The organism is Brevibacillus sp. FSL K6-0770, from assembly GCF_038000275.1.
Taxonomy (GTDB): domain Bacteria; phylum Bacillota; class Bacilli; order Brevibacillales; family Brevibacillaceae; genus Brevibacillus; species Brevibacillus parabrevis.
The window spans coordinates 594,445-618,700 of record NZ_JBBOBQ010000001.1 but is presented as its reverse complement, the minus strand read 5'-3'; the positions used below and the strand labels follow the sequence as shown (position 1 = coordinate 618,700).

Sequence of the window (24,256 nt, the reverse complement as noted above, 5' to 3'; positions counted from 1 at the left end):
ATGCTTGTGACAAAGAATGAAAGAGGAGCTGACCACAAGATGAATCCAACCGAAATCATGCACAGCATGCAACAAGTAACCGATCTGTACATCCAGGAACTCGAAGCATTTGACATGGACCGTCTGCTGCAAAAGCCAAGCGAAGAGGAATGGTCCATCGGCCAGATGTACCAGCATCTGATCCAATCGGCCCTCTATATGCAACTCGCCAACATCGAAGCGTGTAGAAAAGGCGCGCCCGAAGTCATCCAGCCGGATGCCCAAATGTCTGAGGACGGGCAAGCAATCTTTGCCCATGGCTCCTTACCGCCTATCCGCATCCACGTTCCTGCTTCGCCCCAATATACACCCAAGCAGCCAGAGAACAAAGAGCAACTGCACGACGGCTTGCGCACTGTCCTGCGCCTGATGCAAGAATTGGAGCCGACCTTGCAGGATATTCCGACACACCACAAAGTCGCACACCCTCGCTTCGGACCTTTGAATGCACAGGAGTGGTTTGCGCTTGTAGAGATGCACTATCGCCACCATCTGCACCAATTGAACAGGCTAAAAGGCTAACTTTTTTCTCCGAACAGACCAGCGAGCTTTTGGTAGGTCGGCGGAAACTCTGCCTGATAGCGCAGGAAGGACGGGATCGGGTAGCGTATCCCGCCTTTTTGCGTGGCTGCCAGCCCTTCCACCAGCTCGGCTGCATCGCGGAAATGAAAGCTGAACGCCATCTCGTGGTCCTGCGTCTGGGCAAACAGCCGATCTCCGTAACAGGGGACGATCACTTGCGGTTGTCCGGTCTGGATCGGCTTGATCGCAATATCGGCGCAGTCCGCCCGGCTGGAAAAAGTGGACGGAATCGAGCCGCCGCGCTTGTAGAGCATTCCCGCCACCAGCCGCATCACCTGTGCCGCGTTTCCGTAAATGACAACCACGTCCGGCTCGACCTGCGCCCGCTCCAGTGGGTATGACACGTAGTAGCCGCTTTCCTCCGCCGAAAATTTCGGGACATCCGCCTCGCTTTTCGCTCCCGTTTCCAGCGAATCTGTATACATCCCGCAAGCGAGATGGCCCTCGGTGTAAAACGCAGGCTGTTCCTCGTAGCCGAACGCCACCTGCGCGATCGGACAGGACAGGTCTGCGCCGTTCATGGCAATGCTCCAGCCATAACGTCGCGAAAAGCCGACCGCCTGGCAAATCGTGATCGGGTACCCCAAGTCTTGCTGCGGTCGCTTTGCCTTTGTCGGCAATGCCGCTTCCTCGCGAATGATCGAAATGCCCACAGGGAACGTTTCCGTCCGCACATACGTTTGAATGGCCTCATTCAACTCCAGGGCAGTAATGGTACTCGTGCTCATAGCGCTTCTCCTCCTCGTTTCAACAAAATTGCTCTCGCTCACCAAAACACCCGTACACTGAATTTTTCGTCTTTTCAACCCTCATGTCCTGTCTGTCCGCCCTATTTCTTTGCAAACTTACAACATCGTAAGGTAGTGGAAAGGAAAATCGATATCTCCTGGCCCCGTTTCCTGTTAGGATAAGAAAAGATTACGCAACAGGCACGGAGGCTTGACCCATGAAAAAACTGGCAACCTTTTTACTCGCGACGACCATCCTGGCGTTGTTTATCATAGGCTGTTCCAAGCCCAATACACCTGAACAGGTGCAGGGGCTGGGAAAAGAAGAAGCGGCGCAAATCGCTGCGGGCGCTGTTCGTCAGTATTATCATCTGACGGTAGATACCGCCGATCGGGAAATTACACTTGAAGACCCTGCCAAACTGATCGATGCCGCCACTGGCGAGCCGATCTACAAAGGAGTGCCCGTTCACGCCCTGCTTCGCGGCGAGCCGAAAAGCGGAGATATATCCGGCTACCACGCGATCATCGAGCCAAAGACAAAGCAGCTTCTCTCGCTCTCGATTGACGTGATTGGCAAAGACGGCGAGAAAGCGACGAAAACGATCGCTGAAGCCGATCTGGAAAAAGCCGCAGCCGACTTCGTGCGCTCGCAAAACTTGCTGGCCACGGCTGACTTTCAGCTCGTTCGGACTTCCGAGGCCACAGACAACGATCTCAAGCGCTACTTTTACTATTCAGACGGCCACAACGCAATCGCCATCGGGGTCGATACTGCCTTGAAGCAGGTCGTCACCTTCACCTATGACTGATGTGGTCGACTGACCGCCTGCATGCAGCGAAAGCGAAACACCGTGCGATTGCTCCGGCAGAAACGCCCCAGACTGCTTTTCGTGCAAAAAAGTCCCGTTGCCAGACACACCGTCTCAGGCAGCGGGACTTTCTATTAGCTTCCACTGTATTTTTCCTCGATTTCCTCTTTCATTTCCTGATAAGTCTTGTTGGTAAGGTTGACCAAATAATCGGTAAGCTCTTCTTTCGCCTGCGAGGCTAACGCTTCCCTGTCCTGTCTCTGCTTCGTAAAATACGCTTTGGCCTGGTTGCCGATCTTGCCGCTTGCCGCCAAATACTCGATCGCGCTTCCGATATTCAAGCTCTCCCGCCAGCTTTTCTCGTACCAGTCCCGGTTGTAGGCGTCGATCCACTTGCGGCGGTCGATCAGCACCTCGCCTACTTCCGTCAGGGCGTCCCGCTTCCACTGCTCCCACTTTTGAGCGATTTCTTTTGCCCGCTCCAGCTCTCTTTTGAATTGCTCGCGGTTCGTCACGTTGGCATACAAGCCTTCCGATGCCTGGGCAATCGCCTTCAATTGCTTCTGCCCTTCGGCGTTCACGTCAAAGCCGATCACGTTTACGAGCGGCATGATTTGCGACTGGGACAGCTCTTTGGCTACAGCCACCGGATCGCCGCCGCAAGTCTCGATGCCGTCGCTGACGAGGTAGATGACGTTCGTGTTTTTATCCGCCGAAAACGCGGCCAAATCTTGCTGGGCAAGCTTGAGAGAATGGGCGATCGACGTCCAGCCAGTCGGCTCAAACAGTGCAAGCGCCTGGTCCAGCCGCTTCGGCTCGTACGATTGCAGCGGATAGACAAGATCGCTGCTGGAGCAGGAGAGCTGTTTGTCTCCATCGGCATTGCTCCCTTTATGTCCATAGACGCGCAGCGAAATGTTTGCTTCCTCCGGGAGTGATTCGGCAAATTCCTTGATCGCTTCCTTGGCCAGTTGCATCTTGGTTTTGTCTCCCATTTTCCCGGCCATGCTGCCGCTCGCGTCCAAAATGATTTCGACATTAAAATTTTCCCGAAACTGAAACCGCGCATCCTCGATGCCGGGATCTCCAAACGAAGCCATTTTCCAGCGATCCACAACCATCTGCGGACTGAGGTAGTCTTCGGAGAACAAAGCGAGCAGCTGATTCCAGTACAGTTGCAAATACGCTTCGTTCATCCCATCCACCACAGTAGGCATTTTGTCGAGAATGGCAGCAATAGCCGGCCGATGCGGATGCTGGGCGAGGTAAAAATGCGTGCCCGCCAACTGTCCGGGCTGCTCCGCAATCAACTCCTGCGTATTTTGCGGCCATTTCACCTCGCCCACTCGCGGCCCTGCTCCAGATGCGCCAAGGGTGCAGCCGCACAGCAGCAGTGCCGTCATCAAGCTGTTCACCAGGCCGAGCATTCGCCTGTACTTACTGTGCATTCGGTCATAGCCTCCTTGTCGTGTGTATGTTCTGCATCATCGGATATGACGAGATGAACCGTGCTTTCCTTTACAGCGTGATAGAACTGAGAAAAAAACCTCCTGCCGCATGGAGAAAGCCAATCTGTCTGCTCGATCCCGTCTGGTACACTTCCTCCTCGTGCTTCGGGTCAGGCATGAAGGAAAAGTCAAACGTAGTGGAGCGGAAGCGGACAGAAGTCTGTACCTGGATGCGCTCATCCGCGGTGACGACAATTTGCGAACCGGGCACTGTGGCGTGATTGGCGTCGAGTATCGTGACGACGACATCCCGCAGCTTCGGGGCTGCTTCTGCAAGACCCGCCTGCACATACAGCAGCAGCTCCACGTTTGCTGGCAGCCAGCTTCCCAGCACCTGGTCAATCGCTTCGTACCGCACCTCGCTCCTGGCCCAATCCGGATGGCTCGCGCGGATAGCGGCTTCCGCCTGATCCACGAACGGCTTGATGTATGTCTCGTCCTTCAGGCGCATGGGAGATCGATCGTAGCGAACGAGTGCCTTTTCCATCTCGTCGTAGATCGGCTTGACCGCCGCCAGCGCCGCTTGCTGCGCACTGTCTGACGCTTGCTCCTTGACGACGAAGACTGTCGAGAGGTTAAACAGCGCCATGAACAAGATGAGCATGATGAGCATAAAGATCGTAAGCGTAAAGATTGTGACATTGCCTCGTTCATTCCGCAAACACGCCAGCCAGTCTCTCATCTAGTGAACCACCCTGCTCGTGATCTCGCGCTGGAACGAAATCCTTTTGTCCGCCTCATCCATGTTCTGTGTCAAAATATCCGGCAAAAAGGCGATTTCCAGGTTCGCGCCGACCATGACTTTGAAGTACCCGTCACTTGTCGTCTCGATGTACGACTCTCCTCTGTTGAAGCCGATGCCGCCACCCGCTCCGGCTAACACTTTTTCAGCGGCGTTCAGTGCACTGGCCTCGCTCCCGGTGATGGCGAATACTTTTGCCGCCTCATTGGCAGCCGATTGCGCGGCGATCACCCCGTACACGCCGATCAAAAACTGCCAGCAAACGAGCATGATGAGAAAAAGCAGCGGCAAAATCCCGAGAAACTCAATCGTGACCGAGCCTTTTTCCCCGGACAGCAGACGCGACAGCTTTCCTGCGTTCCTCGCGTTCGCGCGGCCCTGTCTTGCGCCCGGCATCACCGACTGCCTGGGCGTACGGTTAAACAGACGCATGTTTCTTCCGGAGAAAAGCCAGATGATTTTTTTTCATAAACGGCAGCCCGATCGCCAAAATGACCAGCTGGATCGGAAAGTCTCCCCGGTAAATGGCGCCGATGATCGCCGCAGGCACAATCAGGGCGTAAAAATAAAGCAGCATGAACTTCCAGAAACGCTGCCAGTTTTTCTCCTGCTTGGACATGTCGTTTCCCCCTCCATGATTATTCGCTTGGCGTCGTCTCTACCGCTTCACTTCTTTGCGGCGTGCGTACTCCATGCCAGACTGTTCGATATAGGGCAGCGCAAACCAGACAAGCAGCAGCGGATACGGAATCGTCTCCCCCACTACCATGAGCAGGCAGCAGAGCGGCAGGAGCACGCCGTACAAAACAATCGCGATCCCGTTCCAAAACCGCTGCCTTTTCGCTTCTTTTGTCGTCAAGCCGTGTCCCTCCTCCCGGTATCCACGCTCTCCGCAGTCGCTGGCTCACTCATCCATCTGTGCGTATACATCGTCAGCATCACCGCCATCAGCGGAAAGAAAATGACATTCAGCAAAATCTGCGTAAAGAAAACCGCGCCAAAGCTGGTCGTAATGTACGTGACGGTAAACAGCCCGATCACACTGATGCCCCACTCGATGGCGCTAATCAGCAAAATCACGCCGAGAATAGAGAAAAAATGCTTTTTCCCCAGCGCAAACGCCTTTTTCCAGCACTGCTGCACCGGCTGCTTTTTCATGACCGTCAAATAAGGAGTCAAGTAAAACAGCACGAGGATGACAATCCCCGGCACAAAAAACAGCATCATGCCAAAAGACACGGCCAGGACGTAGACGATCCCGAAGACAAACACGGCAAAGCCTTGATCCAAAAACGTGCGCAATGCCTGGCGAATCGGCCGTTCCTCTCCCGCAAGCTCGCTTTGCACATACTGGGCAAACGGAAGCTGCACGACTGTCAAAAACACGAGCAGCAAAAACAGGTTGAAAAAGGCGGAAACCACCTGCCCGCCCGTCAAGGCAGCGATAAAGTGGATATAGTTGACGGTAAAATTGTGAATGAGCAAAAAAGGCAGAACGACGACCGCTGACAAGAGCAGCATGGACTCGATGTTGCGTGTATAAAACAGGAAGCTTTCTTTGATCGGATGCTTCACTCTGACTCATTCCCATCTAACGTTTTGGCGGCCAGTCACGACCAGTATCAGACGCTAGGCGAACCGTTTGAACAGCTTGCGTCCCCATTTCGCCAGCTTGCTGCCTACCCACAGAACGCCGCCGACTGAGACAAGCACGACAGCGGCCGTCTGCCCTCCGGGAATCATGGCGGCGATGACCCCGGCATCCATAAGCGTGCTGCCGAAGCTGCCTGTTCCGTCGATCGCATAGTCGATGCGCTCAGACTGGCTGTTGCCTGAATCAAAGGCATCCTGAAAGTTCGTGAAGGTATCGATGCTGTCAAACACCAGACTGATTCCCGCTGTCGCGACGTTCAAGCCTTTGACCAGTCCTGTCACTTGCAGGCCGCTTGCCGTGTCTTTGATGAACTTGAAATTCATCCAGGCGGAAGCAGCGTCGAAGCCGTCGACAGGCAAGCCGCTCACCCAGTCGAAGGAAGTGTCTTTCAGATGAATGTCGATCGCCTTGACGCCCAGCTCGACCAAAAACAGGCTGCGCATGCTGGCAAAGGTAGCCGGGTCTACATTCCCTTCCGTCATGTCGGCCACCATGCTGAGACTGCCGCCGAACGCACTGTTGATCGACCAGTTTACATAGTCGTAGGCTTTGGAATCGCCCTTGCCGGAAAGGCTGCCCGGTGTGACGCTGCCTGGCTGAACATTGCCAGGACGGGTGTTTCCTACATCCAGACTCCCCGGCTGTATCTCACCGGGCGAAATCTCTCCTGTTTCCCATTGAAAACTACCAGGCTGTATGTCATTTGGCGAAATATTTCCCGGCCTGATCTCTCCCGGCTGGACTGCGCCTGGACGCACGTCGCCAGGCGCCACAGACTCTGCATGCACAAAAGCTGCAAAGGGGAAAAGATTGATCACCAGTATGAACAGGGCAACGATGGCAGCCCAATTCGTCCGTCTTGCTAGACGCTTCACAGCATTCACCCCGATTTCCTTAATCCCTGGCAAACCACTGATTGGCGGCGCTAGTTTCCGCCTGCATTGATGCCGTACTGCTCAGAAATGGCTTCAATGGTTTCCTTGTATGATTTTTTGGCCAGAGAATCGAGCATGTCTTCCAGTTCGTCCGCCCGTTTATCCACGTTTCGCTTATGTTCATCCTGCAATCGGGCCAACTCTTCGGCGAGCTGCTGCGGGAACCGTTTATCCCGTTTGATCTGCCGAATCATCCAGTCGACGTTTCGCTTCTCATCGTCGGCCAAAAACTTCCACTCCAGCTTGTAGTGCGTATTGTTTACGAGCAGATTGACTTTTCGGGAGTACGCTTCACTGGATTCCTTGCGCCTCCATTTGTACCACTCGTCCGCAATTTCTTTTGCTTTGGAAAATTCGTCCTGCAACCCTTTTTTGTCGCGGATCGATACATAGCGGCCGCGCGCTGCTTCTGCGACTGCCTTTAACTGCTTTTGTCCCTCTCCGTCCACGTCAAAGCCGATGACATTCAAGACAGGCGTGATGTTAGAATCCGCCAACTGCTTCGCTGCTGCCACCGGATCTCCGCCGCATGTCTCGATTCCGTCGCTGACGAGAAAAATCAGGTTGGTATTCTTGTCCCCGGCAAGCTGACTCAAATCTTTCTCTGCCTCCTGCAAGGAATGAGCGATCGGAGTCCAGCCCGTCGGTTGGAATTGATTCAAGCTTGCGGCGAGCTTTCCGGCGTCGTATTTTTGCAACTGGTACACCAGCTCGCTGCTGCTGCAAGAAAGCGCCTTGTCGGAGTCTTTGCCGCTCCCTTCGTTCCCGTACACGCGGAGGGCCACATTCGCCTCTTTGGGTAACGTCTCGGCAAACGCTTTGATCGCTTCCTTGGCCGCGTCCATTTTGGTTTTGCCGTCCATCCGGCCTGCCATGCTGCCGCTCGCGTCGAGAATGATTTCGACGTTGTACTGCTCCTTGAACTGAAAGCGGGGATCGTCGATTTCAGGACTTCCGAACGAAGCCATTTTGATATCTTCGATCAGCCGTTCCGGATCGGGGTAGTCTTCGGCGAATAGCCCGAGCAGCGCCATATAGTACATGCCGACAACCTCCTGATCGGGGTTTTCGATGGCGGGCAGCTCCTGCAAAAAAGTCTGCAGCTCTTGTTCATGCTCGGAATAGTTGCTTCCCGCATAGCGCCCGATAGGAAAACTGGCAATCTCGGCGGCCGTCTCCGGAATTTTTGTGGCTCCCTCAGGAAGCAATGCTTTCAGGGAAGCGATTTGCTCCTCCTTCGACGGCTTCTGCTCCTGATTGACTGGCTGTTCCACCTGCTCGTTGGACACCGCTTCCAGTGGCGTCGTCGGTTCCTGCGTGCTCGACGGCTCGTCGCTGGAGCAAGCATGCAAGATGACCATCAGCCCGAGGGCTGCAATCAGTACCTTGATAGCTTTCATCTGTATGTACCTCCGTCATTTCAGAGCTGCTTGTTGTTCCCAGGCAAAAAACAGGGAAAGTTAGTGGTGAAAATCAGCTTCCACCACTAACCGTAGGCACCGGAATTGACGCTTGGCATTAGTCACCTGTAATCTTGTCGCCAATGTGCTCAATGACATCGGACAGCGTGCCGGAAACGGCGTTGCCCACGTTTTCATCTTTGCTGAAAAAGGTCGCTACAGCGCCAAGCACCGCCAGGACGACTGCAGCCAGTGCGATCCATTCAATCGATTGCGCTCCCTTTTCGTTGCGCAGGGAAAAGCTTGCTTTTACAAACAGTTTTTGCATCAATGTTGTCACCATCGTTTTTTCCTCCAAACGGGAATGTATTTAATAGGTAAAAAATGACTCCGGACGCCTCTGCCTGCATCACCTCCCTTACAGGCATCCGATCCAGCATTTATTGGAAAATGCCCGTAAACGTCTTGGCATTTTCCAAAATGTTCAGTACCATCAGGCCGCCGATCATCAGCATGGCGGTCGGGGCGACGACGAGCGTGGTAATCAGCGTGACCTTCGGCGAGGCCTTCGCCGCTTTTTCCTTGACCAGCTCTTTGCGCATTCGCCGCATGTTGTCCGCCTGCACCTTGAACGTCACCGAGATCGGCACACCCAGACGCATTCCTTGGATCAATGCCTTGATCAACAGTTGAAATTCCGGGTTGTCGTTGCGCCGCAGCAGTTGCTCGTACGCTTTTTCCCGCGGCACGCCAAGGTCGATCTCCTGGTTGAAGCGCGAGAACTCTTCCTGAATCGGCCCGCTGAAAAAGCGGATGACTTCGCGCAGGGCGTGATCGAGACTGACTCCGGCCTGCAACGTCACGCTGACCGTATCGAGAAATTCGGGCAGATCGTAGCGGATTTGCTGCTGGCGCTCGCTCGCCTTTTTCTTCAGCCAGAGGATCGGCAAAAAATAGCCGGCCAGCGGCCACAGGATCAGCCCAAACTGGGCGAACGGAAAGCCGAGGACGAACAACAACGCCCCGATGATGATGCCGAGCAGGGCGAGCACGATTTTGACGCCTTGAAAGCGGGCTACAGTCAGATCGAGCGGGCGGCCCGCCTTGAGCAGCCAGTCCTCCACCTCGTGCGACTCGCTGAAAAAGTTGAAGCGCTGCCCGAGGACCGCATAGTCATCCCCGTAGCGCAACAGCCGCTTGACCAGTCGTTCCGAGGCCGTTTCCGGCTTGCGCACATCGTACGTCCGCTGCCCCGTCACCTCGTACATATGCTCGATCAGCGTGCGCTTTTGCACAGAAAACAAATACCATTCCTTTAAAAATATGGAAAAGAACAATAAAAACAGAAACAGACAGGTGATGATTAGTGCATCCATCGTTTCACACCTTTATGTTGGTCACTTTTTTCACCAGGATGTAGGACAGCAACGTTCCGATCAGGAACAGCCCGAGCAGCACCAGCCCCATCGGCGTAAACAGCGGATCGATAAAGCCTTTGTTAATCATGTTCATCATCAGCACCAGGGCGACGGGCATGATCGGCACGAGATACGAGACGTAGCGCTGCTCGGCGGTCATCGTCTTGATTTCCTGCGAGACGAGGCGGCGCTCCTCCATCGTCTCGGCCATCTCCTGCAGCACTTCGCTCAGGTTGCCCCCTGCCCTGCGCTGGATGAGCAAGGTCGCCGCGAAAATGCGGAAATCGCGCGTCGGAATCCGCTTTTCCATCTCCATCAGCGCCCGGTCAAAACTGACGCCAAGCGCCAGCTCCCGCGACATCCGCTTGAACTCTTCTCCCGCCGGAGCGTTCAGTTCTTTTGCCACAATCGCGATCCCCTGGGTCAGCGTCAGCCCTGCGCGCAACGAGTTGGCAAGCAGGCGGCACACCTCCGAGAGCTGATCGTTCAATCTCTCCAAATATTTGTGGCGCCGGGCAAAAAAGACGGCTTTCTGGATGACATACATCGCGCCTCCGCCTGCCATGAAGTTGTAGGGAGCCGGAATCGCCACTACGCTGTGCAGGAAAAACCCAAGCCCCATCGTCCCGACGAACATGCCCGCGAAAAATTCGGAAGGGGTCAGCGGAATGTTGGCTTTTTTCAGCTTTTTGCCGATCTCCTGGGCGTACGGCTTCTGGTCGAAGCGGTCGCCCCAGACGACGATGAAGCTTTTGCGCTGTGTCTTTACCTCGTACCAGTCTTCCGCTTTCTTTTTCCACTCGTTTTTCTTCGTGCGGTATCCGAGGTATTCGTACATGCCCCAAATTCCGAACAGCACCGCCAGGCTAAACAGAATAGCTAGGCTCACGTCTGCCCCCTCCTTTCGCCGTAAACATCGACTCGTCCAGCTCAATCCCGAATACTTTGAACCGCTCCAGGCTGCGCGGGATGATTCCGGTCGGGGTAAAATATCCGAGCACTTCGCCTTTGCTGCCGATTCCAGTCCGGTGAAAGCGGAAAATTTCCTGCACCTCTACCCGTTTGTCCTCCGACTTCGCCACCTCGGAGATCGAGACGATCTTGCGCGTCCCGTCCGACAGCCGCATGACCTGTACGATGATGTCGAGCGCACTGACGATGTACTCGCGGACGATGGCAGAGGGCAAATCCATCCCCGCCATGACGACCATTCCTTCCAGACGGTTGAAGGCGTCCAGTGGCGAGTTGGCGTGCACCGTGGTGAGTGAGCCTTCGTGACCTGTATTCATCGCTTGCAGCATGTCGAATGCCTCCGCGCCGCGCACTTCCCCGACGATAATCCGGTCGGGCCGCATCCGCAGCGAGTTGCGCACGAGCTGGCGGATCGTAATCTCGCCTTTTCCCTCCATGTTCGGCGGGCGCGCCTCCAGTCCGACGCAGTTCGGATGGGTCAGCTTCAGCTCCGCCGAGTCCTCGATCGTGATGATCCGTTCGTAGTGGGGGATCGCTCGCGCGGCCGCGTTGAGCAGCGTCGTTTTCCCGCTTCCTGTACCGCCGGAGATCAGCACGTTCATCTTCGCTTCCACGACTGCCTGGATGTAGCGCGACATCGCCTCGTCAAACGAGCCGAATTGTTGCAAATCGTCCATCAAATACGGCTCTTTGCGGAATTTGCGGATCGACACCAGCGTTCCGTTCAAGCTGATCGGCGGGATGACCGCATTCACCCGGCTCCCGTCTTTCAGGCGGGCGTCGACCATCGGCGAGCTTTCATCAATCCGCCTGCCGAGCGGAGCCACGATCCGGTCGACGATGTGCCGCAAATGTTCCTCGTCGCGAAACTTCAAGTCGGTCAACTCCAGCCGCCCGCGTTTTTCGATGTAGACGAGGTTGTGTCCGTTGATCGAGATTTCCGTAATCTCCGGGTCCGCAAGCAGCGGCTCCAACGGCCCCAGCCCCACCGATTCGTTGATCAGGCGAGTCAGCAGCAATTCCTTTTCGCTGCGCGGGATCACGACTTTTTCTTCCGACATGTACTGCGACACGAGACGCTCAATCGCCACCCGCATTTCCTGCGAGCCGAGGCTGGTCAGCCGCTCCAGGTTGGTTTCCCGCAAAAGGCGTGTCTTGTAATGCTCTGCCAGCTCGTCAATGTACGGATTGAAGGCGGGAGCCGCAAGTGTCGCTGCCAGTGTCGTCCGTGACGACTCATCTTCTGCTGTCTTCTGCTCTTGCTTGCGCTTGAATAAAGCCATCTAGCTCCCCCCTCAAGACAGTTTGCTTTGGACCCATTTTCGGATGTCTTTTGCCGCAGGAGTCAGTTTTTTCTCATTCGCTTCCTTTTGCAACGGCCTTCCCTGATTGACAGCCGCCTGCACACCCGCGTGATCCCGCCTGATTTCCGCGGTAATCGGGGCGTTGAACAGCCCTTTCAGGTCGGACACAGCCAGCTCGTTATCCCGGCCCACCTGGTTGACGACGACTTCCAGCCTGCCCTCGGTATCGATGCGCAGCCGTCTGAACAAGTCTTCGACGAGCCGATAAATTTGCACAGAAGGCGTATCCAGGTTCATCACGTAGTAAATCATGTCGGCTTCCGACAAAGCGGCATAGACCAGCTCGTTCATATGGCTCGGCAGGTCGATGATGACGAAATCATAGCTGCGGCGACTCGCCCGGATCAGGCGCGTGACAAACGCCTCGGACATGTTTTCCGCAATCTCGGCGTCACGCGGGCTGACCAGCACTTCCAGCTTGGAGTGAGCCTCGCGCTGCGCCACGTTGCGGATGTGAAATTCGTTCATCTCATTCATGACCGGAATCAGGTCCCCAAGCGTGCGGTTGCTGTCAAACGACAGGAACGTCTCCACGCCCCCGTACTGCAGGTTGAGATCAATCAAAAGCACGCTGGCCGTCGATTCCAGCTTCAGCGACTGGGCAAAGCCTGTGGCAAGCTGTGTACAGCCGCTGCCTCCCTTGCCGCTGTAAAAGGAATACACCTTGCCCCGCCCGCGCACAAACGCTTTGCCGGAAGCATCCGCGCCTTTTTTGCGCTGCTGGATTTGGGACAGCTCGGATATTTTTTCGAGGCGATCGGTCAACAGGTTCAACTCGTCTGGCATGACGATGTACTCGACTGCTCCGGCGCGGACGACATCCCGCAGCAGGGCAAAATCTTGCCTTTCCGTCAAAAAAATGACGATTCCCTCTGGCAACTCGCTCTGTATGTACTGAACCAGCTCGACTCCGGCCCCCTCCTCGGGCTGGACGAGCAACACGACATCGGGTCCGATCCGGTCGATTTCTTTTTTCACTTCGCTGGAGGTCGTATAGCGTGTTTGCTCATACCCGGCCAAAAATTCCGTGAGCATTTCCTTGACCGAATCGTAATCTGCGACTACAAGAATTTTCACTTCTTTGCTCATGACTTACCCTCCGGTTTTGGGTGCTGGATTGGTTGGCGGCTGTACCGAAGTTGGCGGTTTCGCTGGCTGCTGCTGATTGGTCGGTGCTGGCTGAGTTTGCCCGGCTGGCTGAGCCGCTGGTGCCGTCACTGGCGGAGTCGCTGGTGTTGTGGCTGGCGGCGTTTGCGGCTTTGTTTCCGCAGGCTTTGGCTTTGGCGCCGTCTCCGTCTTGTTCGGCTCCGTGGTTGTAAACGGGTCGGGAATCCCCAGCTCTCCTTTGCCGACATTGGCTTTCAAAATGCGCATCAGCTCGGCGTAGTGCTGCTGATGGATGAATTTGGGCACATCCTCAAACGGCAGCTCCAGCGCCACGCCCTTGAATTTGTTGTCCGACTTCGCCACCATGGCGACAGGAACGTCCTTCATGAACACTTCGGTTACAGGCTGACCGGCCTTCGTAGTCGAGATGATAATATCCACACGGTCCAGCGCCTCCAGCTCCTGGTCGAACATGATGTTTCCCGACGCGTACACGGTAATCAGCCGATTGTTTTGATCGCGGACCATATTCGCCGGCTTCAAAATATTTTTCGTAATGATGTCGCCTTTCGACAAAGGGACGACCGTTACCTGATTTTTCAGACTCATCTTGTCGACAACGTACGAACCATCCGCGTACTTTTTCGGAATTTGTCTTGTCGTCAATTGATCGGGTTGGATCAAGGCACGAGAGGGAATATCGACATTCGCCTCGTAAATCTCCACCATCTCCCCGAGCTGCGCGTTCATGTCCTTGATTTTCTTCAAAAACAGAAACCCGGCCAGAGCCGCAAGCAAAAAGGATAACGCCAGAAAAATAACTGCCCGTCGTTTCGATTCCAACATGAAAAGGTTCCCTCTCTTTTTCTGTAGCTAGAATAATGTCAAATCATGCTGCACAGCCCATATTTTCCATAATAAGTAAAAATACACACTGTTACTATCGGATTATTCCCCGAGAATCACCGCCTAGTAATAGATAACCATTACCAGCAACAGCCCGGTTCCCCCCGCGATGAATGGAGCCAGCGGGATTTCCCGATCCAAAGTCACCTTTCGCGACAGTCTTGAGGCAAGCCATACGGGAAGCATGATGACTCCGGCAAGCAGATAGGCAAGAACCATCGCGAACAATCCCGCCTGCCAGCCCAACGCTGCCCCAACCACGGCAAGCAGCTTGATGTCGCCACCCCCCAACTGCCCATTGCTGATGACGGCCATCCCGAGCGACAGTCCGCCAAGCACGACGACCCCCAGGAGGTGCGCCAGCCAGTCTTCCGGCCGGAGAACCGCATGCGCGATCAGAAAATAGGCGATCCCAGGCAGCGTCAACCAATCGTAAATCAGTCGGTAGCGTAGGTCTGTATACACAGCCACTGCCATTACGAAAAGAATGGGAACGATGACATACAAGGTCGGCACGCGCCCTCCTCCCCCTTTCTTTTGGAGGAAAATTTCACCACCACTGACGATCATTTGGGGAATATTGTTGCGCATTCGGGAAAATTTTTTGGGTTATTTTAGAAAAAACATTTTGCCATTTCCGCTCGGAACAGGTCCTTTTACCTTGATCCTGCTCCCTCGCTGCCCGGCGTATTTTGCCGAATCGCGCACGGACCAAAATACTTGTATGACAAAAAGAGTGGTTCAGCAGATCCGCTTCTGCCAAACCACTCTTGCCCTGCTTTTCCCTATGCGATTTAGGCACGCGAAAGGAAACCGTCATGCCGCGATGAAGCCCGGCCGGAAGGAAAACGCGCGTGTTCATCCAGTTGAATCAGCAGCCGATATGTACCGGAGTGATGCGTGGCTGAAATCTCACCATAAGCTTTACAATTCCTTTTCGGCTGATTAAAGCAACTTTTCAGAGGCTTGTGATGTCTACAATAGAGGGAGTTTTATGCATTCAAGACAACGTAAGGAAGGAGAAGTCGATGAAAGCAATTTTGGTCGATGACGAACAACTGCCTTTGCAACATCTACAGATCATGCTTGAGCAAAAAATAGGTGGCATACAGGTGATCGGGACGTTTACCAACCCGATCCAGGCGATTGAAATGACGCATAAGCTTCGCCCGGATGTCGTCTTTCTCGATATCAACATGCCGCAAATCAACGGTCTGGAAATCGGGGAGCAGCTCCAGAATGCCGATCCTTCCCCGGAAATCGTCTTTGTGACCGGCTACGACAAATATGCAGTAGACGCTTTCGAACTGTGCGCGCTGGACTACATCATGAAGCCTGTCCAACTGAAACGGCTGGAGAAAACCGTCGAGCGTCTGCGGGAAAAAATCAACATCGCGCAAACAACCGAACAGCAAGCCACGCCGCTTGTCTCCATCCAATGCTTCAACCATCTCCAGTTCCACATGTCCGGCCAGGAGCCGCAGGAGATCAAATGGCGAACAAACAAAGTGCGCGAACTGTTTGCCTACTTGTTTCATCACCGCAACAAAACGGTGGACAAAGATACGCTTTTGGAGCTTTTATGGCCCGATTACGATTTATCCAAAGGAATGCCTCAGCTCTACACAGCGATCTATTTGATCCGCCAAACGTTGAAGCGATCCGGCATCAAAACGGTTACGATCAACAAAGGCAACCTCGAAACGGGCTACAAGCTGACAGTGGAGTCCTCGTTGATTGACGTAGATGAATGGGAGAAGCGCCTGGCGCAGCTGGCTCCGCCTGCTCGCGACAACATCGCAGATTACGAGCAGACGCTTGCCATGTACAGCGGCGATTACTTTGGCGAGTACGACTATTTGTGGGCCGAGTACGAGCGGGAGCGTCTGCGCCGATTATGGCTCCAGCTCGCGAAAAAAATGAACCACTTCTATCAGGAAAAAGGCATGCTTGCTGAAGCGATTCAAGTAAACGAGCGCATTCAGCTTTTGCATCCTTTGGACGAGGACTGCTATTTCTCCCTGATGCAGCTCTACGACGCCATGAATGATCCCGCATCGGTCGAAGAGCAGTATGAATTGCTCGCTACGCGCTGGGAGCAAGAGCTTGATTCCGCTGTGAATGAGGATATTTCGAACTGGTTTCAAGCGTGGAAAGCAAAGCCGTATGCGTAAGGCCACGCACAAAGCGCTACTCGAAAGCCCTTCCCGGCCCATTTGTCAGGAAGGGCTTTGACATCTGCGAAAAAGACTGCATTCCACGCTCGTACTGTGAATTGTTTAAATTTTTAGTTTTTCTCTGCATACAGCGTATTTGGAGATCAGCGTCCGCTGGTTGCTCAAATTTTGCAGCAAATATTGGATGTTAAAAGGAAGGAAATGATCGAACTTGACTTCCATAATCAGCATCGGCTGTGGAATGACGCTCACCATCGCGAGCTGGTCGTTGAACAGATCATCGAAATCAACAGTGGTCATCAGCTGCTTGTCGAAGGTCACTCGCACATTGCCTGTTTCCATCCCATACGCTTCCCGGATGTAGTCGGTAACAATCCTTGGGGCAAAAAGGGGATGCCGACTCTCCACATAAAAATCGCGGAGCAAGCTGCTCTCCGTCTCCTTGAGAAAATCGGTTTGTCCCGTCATGATGCTCGCATATTCGTCCCGCGCAATCGCAACCGCTTCCTTGCAAATGTACCCGCCAATCTTGCTCTTTCGCTCCATTTTGATTGCAGCGTCACTGTTGTTGTAGATGCGGATTCGATACTTTCTGCCGCTGGATGCGGCGTTCTTTTTATCTTCCAGAGCCATGTCCTGAATATCGTCAAAATACAGGCTGCGAATCTGATAGCCTGTTTCGTCAATCGAGTGCGGGTCTAGATACGCAATCAGCCGCAGCTTTGTTCTGATCGTCTCGTAGTCGCTCCAGTGAAGATAATACTTCAGCTCATGACGAAATACTTTGCTGCCCGCATGCCTTCCTGTCGCCCTGGTCCCTTTCATTTCAGCCCACCCTCTTTTCCAAATCAAAAACACCATGATTATTCGTCTCATCCAAACGAAAAATGGTGTCGTCAAGCTCGTCTTCATACATGAAATCTTTAGCCCAATGCATTGCGAACAGCCCATTCCACACGGTCAAGCTGAAGCGGCTTGGCGATAAAATCGCGCGCACCAGCCTGAATCGCCTTGATGACGGTATCGCGCCGCACGACAGCTGAGCATATAATGATCTTCGCATCTTTGTCCATATCCATGATTTTGTGAGAGGCGCGAATCCCATTCATACCGGGCATGGAAATGTCCATAAAGACAAGCTCTGGCCTGTACAGCCCGTATTTATGGACGGCATCTTCGCCCGAATCAGCCTCCACCGTTACTTCCAGCCCCAGGGACTCCAGTATGTTGCGAAGCATGGCTCTCGTAAAAGCGGTATCATCCACTATCATGATGCTGCTCATTGACATGACTTCTCCCATCCCGACCTGTGTTTGATCGAAAGTTTCAGCAGGACTCAATCCCTATTGAATGCCCCGTAGAAAGACAGGCAGGATTATTTTGGCTAAAATAGGAATCAAGACCTTTTCTATACGTACTCCTCATTGTACTCCGACCATCTGAACAAATTCTGAACAAGCGCATAAGTTTTACGAAAAACTGACCCGATGCCGCCACCCGGCTGTTTGAACATGAGCCGGGAGCGGCACTTTTGTTGTGCAAATAGATTGACACTGATATTCATTATCAATAATGTGGAAATAGACGAGAGCCGGCAAACTACGATGGAAATGAGGCATGCAATGTGAAAATCGACGTTGATCAGTTAGCAAAGCATTTTGCGCACATTCCTTTTCAAGTGGAAGGAGTATATCGATATGCCAGAGATCCCGGTGTGCCTCACGCTGACTATACAGATTCTTATCCTGGATTCGTGTTTCCCCTTACAGGGAAGGTGCAATTCCAGTTTAATGGTACGCCTTATATTCTTTCGCCAGGAAAAGTGGTGCATGGCGGTGCAAAAATGAGTCTGGCGCAAAAAATGTTTGGCAAGACCAACTGGGAATATATTCTCGTCCAATATCGGATATGTGACGCAGAACTGGAAGCGTCCAGCTTTTCGCATCAGCATTTTGAATTAGCAACGGGACAATCCCCCCGTCTGATCGAATTAATCATGCGTCTTTGGCATGTGTACAATCAGCGTGGCGGCATTTCCATGTTTCAGACCGAGATGCTGTTTCGAGATGTACTGAATGAAGCGTTGCTATGTGTTGCGAATCGGCAAAACAGCTATGAACCACACGCATTATTCGAACGGGTAGCTCAATATATTCATGAACACTACTATCAAAGCCTTACGATAGCATCACTTGCAGAACAACATAACGTCAATCGCAATCGGCTTTCTTACGTATTCAGAAGATATGCAGGCATGGGACCGGCAGAATATTTATTGAAGTACCGCATCAACATGGCGCAAGAAATGCTAGTAACAAGTGAATTGCCCGTACAGCAAATTGCACAAACGGTTGGCATTGCCGATCCTTTTTATTTTAGTCGAGTGTTCAAAAAACAATTAGGCATTTCCCCCACTGAATATCGCGAGCAGTTCATCAATAATCCATGCTGATTTCAACAGGCATCCATTCTCTCCGAAAAATGGCTTTACTATACTAATGGCAAGCCAAAGAAAACATCATGTCGGAGGAATCGCCCATGCCAAAAATAAAAAGCCTGTTAATTTCCACTCTATTACTAGCAGGCATACTAGCAGGCTGCAATCAAGCACCTGCCGAAAATAAAAGCTCCGCTCCGGAAAGTACATCTACATCCACAGCTAAGACAGATACACCTGCTTGGCCAAGAACATTTAAAGATTCGTTAGGCAAAGAAATTGTGATCGAGAAAAAACCGGAGAAATTGGCCGCACTATGGTACTTTTATCCGGAAATATTAGTGGCATTAGGCGAGCCACCTGCTGGTTCTACGGAAAAAGAGTTTCTCGCTTCTTTAGCTTATTTAAAAGGAAAGCTGGATTCAGCCGAAGAGCTGGGAGATAAAGTATCCCCTAGTATCGAGAAAATTCTTTCCATTGGGCCTGATATTATTTTGGCAACAGAACAACATGAAAAAATGTATGATTCCCTGGAAAAAGTGGCGCCAGTCATTACGTTGAACACCAAGGACATCTACAATGATTGGCAATACGGGATTCGTACAGTAGCCAAGATTATCGGCAAAGACGACGAAGCGGAAAAAGTCATCGACAAGATGATGAACGACATTACAACCGGGCGCGAAGCCTTAAAGCCGATGGCAGGCGAGTCAGTGGCTCTCATTTTGTCTTGGGATGGAAAAACGTTCAATGTACTAGGGGAAGGAAATCCAGTCTATAAACTCGCGTTCGATAAAGAAAAGGGACTGGGGCTTACACCAGATCATAAATTTACAGGTACGAACAATGAGTTTACTGCGTTTGAAGGAATTTCAACTGTTCAAGCAGACCATATTTTCCTGATCGGCGACATTACCAAAAAGGAAGCATTGATGAATGACTTGCAACAAAGCAAGGTATGGAACAATCTGAATGCCGTGAAGAAAGGCAATGTGCATTTAATGGATACTTCCGCTATTACTGGCGGCCCATTAGCTATCCAATACGCTTTGCAAAATATCACAGATGCCTTGCGTAAATAGCAAGGTCTAAAAAACGCGAAAAATCCGAGCGAAATCACTCTTGTGCAACATGCGAGTGACAATAGATGCTATCCCGCTCTTTGAAAGGTAAGGGTAAGTACAGTGCAGGCAAAAAAAGGAGGGATTCCTATGAATTACGAGGTTATTAATCTGAATGAGCAGCTATCTGCAATCAACGAGCTTTGGTCTCCGAAAGTCGTGGGGGAAATACATGACGTTCAATTCAAGCTGATTAAAATTGACGGGGATTTTGAATGGCATGAGCATGATGGTGTCGATAAAGTATTTATCGTGCTCGAAGGAGAGATGTTCATTGCTTTTCGCGATGGTCAGGTGAAAATTTCCAAGGGCGAGATGTTTATTGTCCCGGGGGGAGCCGCGCAAAAGCCGTTCGCCGAAAAGGAAGCCCATGTCATGTTGGTCGAGCCTAGAGGCGCAGCAAACGCTGACCATTCCGAGTCCGAGTAAGCAGCAAGCAATGAGATTTGAAGCTAGTGATTGCTAAGGTACTTTCAGCATCTTTTCAAATTCGGCTATCGGCAAGTTGTCACAAACTAACGATAGCCGAATTTGCGATGCTGCCAAGTGCCTTTTTTGCCTCTTTCATTTTGCAGGAAAAAACTTTTTATAAAAGGAAATACTGCTCCTCTTACGTTTTGAGACTGTTCCTTTTCCCCCTTCTCCCCAAAAAATCTTTAATAAGCGTTACATACCACACTAGCATTTCCATAAACGCCAGGAGGACAAACAAAGCCCATATCTCCCCTTGACCAAGGCTATGCCACAAGTTATCTATTTCCGTCCCGGAAGCACGCAGCAAGGACTGTAAAAAGAATACAATCGGTCCAATTATGGAGGACAATATGGTCAGTATGGAAAGAAGCTTGCGCTGTTTCCGAATGAGATACACAATACCGCTGACTAGCGCTATCAAAATGAATACATAATAGAAACCCCAGACCCAAGAAGGCAACGTCTCCATGGGTTCCCTCCCTCCTATCAGAAAAGCCCCAGAATTTGTTTAATCAATCTTTCTACTTGTTCAACTGATCTGCAATCGGCAACATGGCAGCAGGGACGGCAACCTTGGCTCCGCGAGACGTCGGCAATCTCCAATCCATCTCCCCCCTTCTGCATTGCTTCAAAAATTTGTAATTTCATGATAATATGAACGCTGTTTAGATGGCAAATTTTAGGGGGGATCGCTGTGAGAAAAACGCTTGTCATCTGCATGCTCATATTCTTGACAGTTGCTGTTTCTTACAACTTTGAATGGATCATAGGCGGCTATCCACAAACGAAATCAGATATACAAAGCAATGTACGAGAATATTTATTGAGTGAGAAAAACTACAACATTGCTGACATTGCGAGCATTGATGTCACGTACTCCAGAAAATTCGGAGATTACAGCGCCCAGGTCATTTTTTCGGATGAAAGAGAAACGAAATACTACTATCGAATAGATGAAAAAGTAAAGCAGAGTGGTTACAGCGGTAAAACTGATAAGCACAGAGAAAGCTAAAACCTTTGAAGCATGAAAAAAACTTGCGGAACCTATCCACCCCAGTAAAAAACAAAATGCCGAAGCTAAGCTCCGGCATTATTCATTCGCCAATTTTTGTACTCCCCTACCACGCGGCAATGCTGCTGTCTGCGCGCATGTCCGTCCCGCCGCTCAGCACGCCGTGTTCATCGCGCCAAATAATTTGGCCGCGGCCAAAGTAGTTGCCGAGCTGCGCCCACTTGATCGTGTGCCCTTTGCGCTCCAATGCTTGCGCCAGGTGCTCCGGGAAGTGCCGCTCCAGCTCCACCGTTTTGCCCTCCATCCACTGCCAGCGCGGGGCATCCAGCGCCGCTTGCGGATTGAGGTGGAAATCGATCGTGTTCATGACTACCTGCACATGACCTTGAGGCTGCATGAAGCCACCCATTACACCGAACGGACCGACTGCTTTTCCGTCTTTGGTCAAAAAGCCCGGAATAATCGTGTGGAACGTCCGCTTGCCCGGCTCCAGGCAATTGTCGTGGCCTGGATCGAGCGAAAAGTTGTGCCCGCGATTTTGCATGGCGATCCCGGTTCCTGGCACGACGACTCCCGAGCCGAAGCCCATGTAGTTGCTCTGGATGAACGACACCATGTTCCCTTCGCCATCGGCTGTTGCCAAATAAACCGTTCCGCTCGACTTCGGCTGACCCGGCTCCGGCGTCAACGCCTCGTCGCCGATCAGCGCGCGGCGCTCCTCTGCGTACTCCTCGGACAGCAAGTCTTTGACTGCGACCTTCATTTTGCTTTCCTCTGTGATGTATTTCAACCCATCCGCAAACGCCAGCTTCATCGCTTCGATCTGCTTGTGATACGTCTCTGTCGTGTCTTTTGCGGCAAAATCATAGCCTTTCAAAATGTTCAGCGCCATCAGCCCGATCATTCCCTGACCGTTCGGCGGGATTTCCCACACGTCGTAACCGCGGTAGTTGACGCCTACTGGCTGTACCCATTCCGGCTCGAATGCCGCCAGGTCTTCTTTGCGCAAATAGCCGCCGCACTCGCGGGAAAAGGCGTCGATTTTGTCGGCAAGCGCGCCGCGATAGAAGCTCTCCCCGTTTGTCTCCGCGATCTCGCGCAAAGTAGCGGCGTGCCCTGGCGATTTCCAGATGTCGCCTGCTTTTGGCACCTTGCCCTCTGGCACAAAAGTGGAGAACCAGTGCGCAAATTCTTCGCCTTTGCACAGCTGCGAAAACTTTTTGTACGCTGCGTTCCAGTAATGAGCGAGCGTTGGCGAAAGCGGGTAGCCATTCTCCGCGTAATCGATGGCAGGCTGCAACACTTCCGTCAACGGCAGCTTGCCGAAGCGCTTGGACAGGGCTGCCCAGGCTGCCGGAGCACCTGGCACAGTCACTGGCGTCCAGCCGTATGTCGGCATTTCTTCCAGACCTTTTGCCTTCAGCGCATCGATCGAAATCGCTTGCGGAGCTGGCCCGCTCGCATTCAGACCGTGCAGCTCATCCTTGATCCAGACCAGCGCGAACGCATCGCCGCCGATCCCGTTGGACGTCGGCTCCACGACAGTCAGGCATGCCGCCGTCGCAATCGCCGCATCTACCGCATTGCCGCCCTTTTTCAAAATATCAAGACCTGCCTGTGCCGCCAGCGGTTGCGAGGTTGCGACCATACCGTTTCTCGCAAAGGTGGTCACACGTTTTGAAGCGTACGGGTATTCCATTGCATCGTAGTTAACCATGGTTTATGCCTCCTTGATGTAGTTATCGTTGCTTGCTCGTTAGCCGATAAAGATGTACCCATACACCATCGCTGCTACCATGACAAAAGCAGGATGCACCTTCCACGTTTCCAGCAGCAGATAAGACGCAACGGTCAAAATGCCCGTCTGTATCCAGCCGATCCCTTCGACTGCCCCCAGCAAAAACTGATACGTCATCGTTCCCAGCAAAACAGTCACGACAGGGCGAACCGATTGCGTCATCGCTTTCACCTGCGGTGCGTTGCGGAACAAGTTAATGAATTGAAGCAGCAAAATCATCGCGATGGCAGTAGGCGCAACCGTAGCGAGCAGAGCGACAGTCGCTCCCGGCACACCTGCCACCTGATAGCCGATGTAGCCTGCCAGCTTGGTCGCGATTGGACTTGGCAGCGCATTGCCTACCGCCAGCACTTCCCCGAACTCCTTTATGGACATCCAGTGGTAATGATCGACGACCTCGTTTTGAATGAGCGGGATGCTCGGCGGCCCTCCGCCGTACCCCAATATGTTAGAGATAAAAAAAGCCCAAAACAGTTGCAGATAAATCATGCCGCTCCCTCCTTGCCGTCCTGCTTCTTGCGCTTGCGGACAGACCAGGTCGAGTAAGCGAACGAGACAAGCAGCGCAATGCCCACGACAATGCCTGGATGCCAGTCAAGGAAAAGCAACGCTACGAGCGACAGACCGAGCGAGATGCTCACGCCTGTTTTGCTCGCTGCTCCCTTCCAGCCTTTTGCGAGAAACTCCCACGTCAGCACGCCTGTCATGACGGCAATCACCGGGCCGATCGCCTGAATCATGCCGTAGACGCCAGGCGCGTCCTTCCATTGATAGATCACCTGCAAAAGTCCAATCATGACGAGCACGATCGGCATGACCACGGCGATATTTGCCACCAGTGCGCCCATCCAGCCTTTTACCCGATAGCCGATGAAAGCCGCCAGCTTGGTGGCAATCGGCCCGGGCAGCGCGTTGGCGAGCGCCAAATTGTCCGAGAAATCTTCATCCGATACCCATTTATACTTTTTCACGCACTCGGTATAAAACAGGGGAACCATCGTCGGTCCTCCGCCGAAACCAAATATCCCGATGCGGAAAAAGGCGAGAAACAAATGCCAGTAAACCATGTT

The 24,256-nt window shown here is 52.7% G+C and carries 30 protein-coding genes; 8 read left to right on the top strand and 22 right to left on the bottom strand.

Features of this window, described 5'->3' with window-relative positions:
• The first annotated feature begins 39 nt into the window (after positions 1-39).
• Positions 40-561: a DinB family protein gene (locus NST23_RS03375; RefSeq protein ID WP_217022636.1), complete on the top strand. Its 522-nt coding sequence runs from the start codon at positions 40-42 to the stop codon at positions 559-561.
• Here NST23_RS03375 and NST23_RS03370 read toward each other — a convergent pair.
• Positions 558-1,349 carry a DUF169 domain-containing protein gene (locus NST23_RS03370; protein WP_217365751.1) on the bottom strand — a complete coding sequence of 264 codons (792 nt, stop codon included), beginning with the start codon at positions 1,347-1,349 and terminating at the stop codon, positions 558-560. The genes NST23_RS03375 and NST23_RS03370 overlap by 4 nt on opposite strands.
• 218 nt (positions 1,350-1,567) lie before the next feature.
• Here NST23_RS03370 and NST23_RS03365 point away from each other — a divergent pair, with 218 nt between their 5' ends.
• On the top strand, positions 1,568-2,161 hold the full coding sequence (locus NST23_RS03365; protein ID WP_122965579.1) for a hypothetical protein: 594 nt from the start codon (positions 1,568-1,570) through the stop codon (positions 2,159-2,161).
• 134 nt (positions 2,162-2,295) lie between these two features.
• Here NST23_RS03365 and NST23_RS03360 read toward each other — a convergent pair whose 3' ends face one another.
• The 15 genes from NST23_RS03360 to NST23_RS03290 form a co-directional block, all read right to left on the bottom strand.
• Positions 2,296-3,609: a VWA domain-containing protein gene (locus NST23_RS03360; protein WP_340963101.1), complete on the bottom strand. Its 1,314-nt coding sequence runs from the start codon at positions 3,607-3,609 to the stop codon at positions 2,296-2,298.
• A 70-nt stretch (positions 3,610-3,679) separates the two neighbouring features.
• The gene (locus NST23_RS03355) at positions 3,680-4,351 is read right to left on the bottom strand and encodes a Tad domain-containing protein (RefSeq protein WP_122965581.1); all 672 of its coding nucleotides are present in this window, start codon (positions 4,349-4,351) and stop codon (positions 3,680-3,682) included.
• A complete protein-coding gene (locus NST23_RS03350) occupies positions 4,352-4,843 on the bottom strand; it encodes a TadE/TadG family type IV pilus assembly protein (RefSeq protein ID WP_340963099.1) in 492 nt (163 codons plus the stop codon).
• Positions 4,830-5,030, bottom strand: coding sequence for a hypothetical protein (locus NST23_RS03345; RefSeq protein ID WP_173599444.1), 201 nt, complete (start codon positions 5,028-5,030; stop codon positions 4,830-4,832). The genes NST23_RS03350 and NST23_RS03345 overlap by 14 nt, the downstream gene beginning before the upstream one ends.
• Positions 5,031-5,069: 39 nt before the next feature.
• Entirely contained in the window at positions 5,070-5,270 is a 201-nt protein-coding gene (locus tag NST23_RS03340; protein WP_242772824.1) for a hypothetical protein, read from the bottom strand.
• Positions 5,267-5,986, bottom strand: a complete 720-nt coding sequence (locus NST23_RS03335; protein WP_340963097.1) for a hypothetical protein — start codon at positions 5,984-5,986, stop codon at positions 5,267-5,269. Before NST23_RS03335 ends, NST23_RS03340 begins: the two co-directional genes overlap by 4 nt.
• 54 nt (positions 5,987-6,040) lie before the next feature.
• The gene (locus NST23_RS03330) at positions 6,041-6,940 is read right to left on the bottom strand and encodes a hypothetical protein (RefSeq protein WP_340963094.1); all 900 of its coding nucleotides are present in this window, start codon (positions 6,938-6,940) and stop codon (positions 6,041-6,043) included.
• A gap of 50 nt (positions 6,941-6,990) precedes the next feature.
• Complete coding sequence (locus NST23_RS03325) at positions 6,991-8,400, bottom strand: VWA domain-containing protein (RefSeq protein WP_340963091.1); 1,410 nt, start codon at positions 8,398-8,400, stop codon at positions 6,991-6,993.
• Between the two features lie 118 nt (positions 8,401-8,518).
• On the bottom strand, positions 8,519-8,743 hold the full coding sequence (locus NST23_RS03320) for a hypothetical protein (RefSeq protein WP_122965587.1): 225 nt from the start codon (positions 8,741-8,743) through the stop codon (positions 8,519-8,521).
• Positions 8,744-8,840: 97 nt separating this feature from the next.
• The gene (locus NST23_RS03315; protein ID WP_122965588.1) at positions 8,841-9,776 is read right to left on the bottom strand and encodes a type II secretion system F family protein; all 936 of its coding nucleotides are present in this window, start codon (positions 9,774-9,776) and stop codon (positions 8,841-8,843) included.
• Between the two features lie 4 nt (positions 9,777-9,780).
• Positions 9,781-10,707, bottom strand: coding sequence for a type II secretion system F family protein (locus tag NST23_RS03310; RefSeq protein WP_173597823.1), 927 nt, complete (start codon positions 10,705-10,707; stop codon positions 9,781-9,783).
• Complete coding sequence (locus tag NST23_RS03305) at positions 10,685-12,073, bottom strand: CpaF family protein (protein ID WP_340963088.1); 1,389 nt, start codon at positions 12,071-12,073, stop codon at positions 10,685-10,687. Before NST23_RS03305 ends, NST23_RS03310 begins: the two co-directional genes overlap by 23 nt.
• A gap of 12 nt (positions 12,074-12,085) precedes the next feature.
• A complete protein-coding gene (locus NST23_RS03300) occupies positions 12,086-13,243 on the bottom strand; it encodes an AAA family ATPase (RefSeq protein WP_173597822.1) in 1,158 nt (385 codons plus the stop codon).
• 3 nt (positions 13,244-13,246) lie between these two features.
• Entirely contained in the window at positions 13,247-14,107 is an 861-nt protein-coding gene (locus NST23_RS03295; RefSeq protein ID WP_340963086.1) for a flp pilus assembly protein CpaB, read from the bottom strand.
• 123 nt (positions 14,108-14,230) lie between these two features.
• Positions 14,231-14,683: a prepilin peptidase gene (locus NST23_RS03290; protein WP_233454110.1), complete on the bottom strand. Its 453-nt coding sequence runs from the start codon at positions 14,681-14,683 to the stop codon at positions 14,231-14,233.
• Here NST23_RS03290 and NST23_RS03285 point away from each other — a divergent pair.
• Positions 14,664-15,116: a hypothetical protein gene (locus tag NST23_RS03285; protein WP_274874813.1), complete on the top strand. Its 453-nt coding sequence runs from the start codon at positions 14,664-14,666 to the stop codon at positions 15,114-15,116. The two genes, NST23_RS03290 and NST23_RS03285, sit on opposite strands and share 20 nt — an antisense overlap.
• 79 nt (positions 15,117-15,195) lie before the next feature.
• Positions 15,196-16,341 (top strand): response regulator, encoded by a 1,146-nt coding sequence (locus NST23_RS03280; protein WP_242772828.1) that lies wholly within the window; start codon positions 15,196-15,198, stop codon positions 16,339-16,341.
• Between the two features lie 105 nt (positions 16,342-16,446).
• Here NST23_RS03280 and NST23_RS03275 read toward each other — a convergent pair whose 3' ends face one another.
• The gene (locus tag NST23_RS03275) at positions 16,447-17,169 is read right to left on the bottom strand and encodes a polyphosphate polymerase domain-containing protein (protein WP_340963083.1); all 723 of its coding nucleotides are present in this window, start codon (positions 17,167-17,169) and stop codon (positions 16,447-16,449) included.
• A gap of 98 nt (positions 17,170-17,267) precedes the next feature.
• Complete coding sequence (locus NST23_RS03270; RefSeq protein WP_122965594.1) at positions 17,268-17,627, bottom strand: response regulator; 360 nt, start codon at positions 17,625-17,627, stop codon at positions 17,268-17,270.
• A 341-nt stretch (positions 17,628-17,968) separates the two neighbouring features.
• On the opposite strand from NST23_RS03270, the gene NST23_RS03265 reads away from it, so the two are divergent.
• From NST23_RS03265 to NST23_RS03255, 3 genes are all read left to right on the top strand, one after another.
• Complete coding sequence (locus NST23_RS03265) at positions 17,969-18,796, top strand: helix-turn-helix domain-containing protein (RefSeq protein ID WP_173599440.1); 828 nt, start codon at positions 17,969-17,971, stop codon at positions 18,794-18,796.
• A gap of 86 nt (positions 18,797-18,882) precedes the next feature.
• Positions 18,883-19,863: an ABC transporter substrate-binding protein gene (locus NST23_RS03260; protein WP_122965596.1), complete on the top strand. Its 981-nt coding sequence runs from the start codon at positions 18,883-18,885 to the stop codon at positions 19,861-19,863.
• A gap of 129 nt (positions 19,864-19,992) precedes the next feature.
• On the top strand, positions 19,993-20,331 hold the full coding sequence (locus NST23_RS03255; protein ID WP_173597818.1) for a cupin domain-containing protein: 339 nt from the start codon (positions 19,993-19,995) through the stop codon (positions 20,329-20,331).
• Between the two features lie 181 nt (positions 20,332-20,512).
• Here NST23_RS03255 and NST23_RS03250 read toward each other — a convergent pair whose 3' ends face one another.
• Complete coding sequence (locus NST23_RS03250; protein ID WP_242772848.1) at positions 20,513-20,845, bottom strand: hypothetical protein; 333 nt, start codon at positions 20,843-20,845, stop codon at positions 20,513-20,515.
• A 225-nt stretch (positions 20,846-21,070) separates the two neighbouring features.
• Here NST23_RS03250 and NST23_RS03245 point away from each other — a divergent pair, with 225 nt between their 5' ends.
• Positions 21,071-21,388, top strand: a complete 318-nt coding sequence (locus NST23_RS03245; protein WP_229049806.1) for a DUF3139 domain-containing protein — start codon at positions 21,071-21,073, stop codon at positions 21,386-21,388.
• Between the two features lie 106 nt (positions 21,389-21,494).
• On the opposite strand, the gene ggt is transcribed toward NST23_RS03245, so the two are convergent.
• From ggt to NST23_RS03230, 3 genes are read right to left on the bottom strand one after another with little or no spacing between them, the layout of a single operon-like run.
• Positions 21,495-23,105, bottom strand: a complete 1,611-nt coding sequence (gene ggt / locus NST23_RS03240; protein ID WP_274874804.1) for a gamma-glutamyltransferase — start codon at positions 23,103-23,105, stop codon at positions 21,495-21,497.
• Between the two features lie 39 nt (positions 23,106-23,144).
• Positions 23,145-23,675, bottom strand: a complete 531-nt coding sequence (locus NST23_RS03235) for a chromate transporter (RefSeq protein WP_122965601.1) — start codon at positions 23,673-23,675, stop codon at positions 23,145-23,147.
• Positions 23,672-24,253 (bottom strand): chromate transporter, encoded by a 582-nt coding sequence (locus tag NST23_RS03230; protein WP_122965602.1) that lies wholly within the window; start codon positions 24,251-24,253, stop codon positions 23,672-23,674. Before NST23_RS03230 ends, NST23_RS03235 begins: the two co-directional genes overlap by 4 nt.
• Between the last annotated feature and the right edge of the window lie 3 nt (positions 24,254-24,256).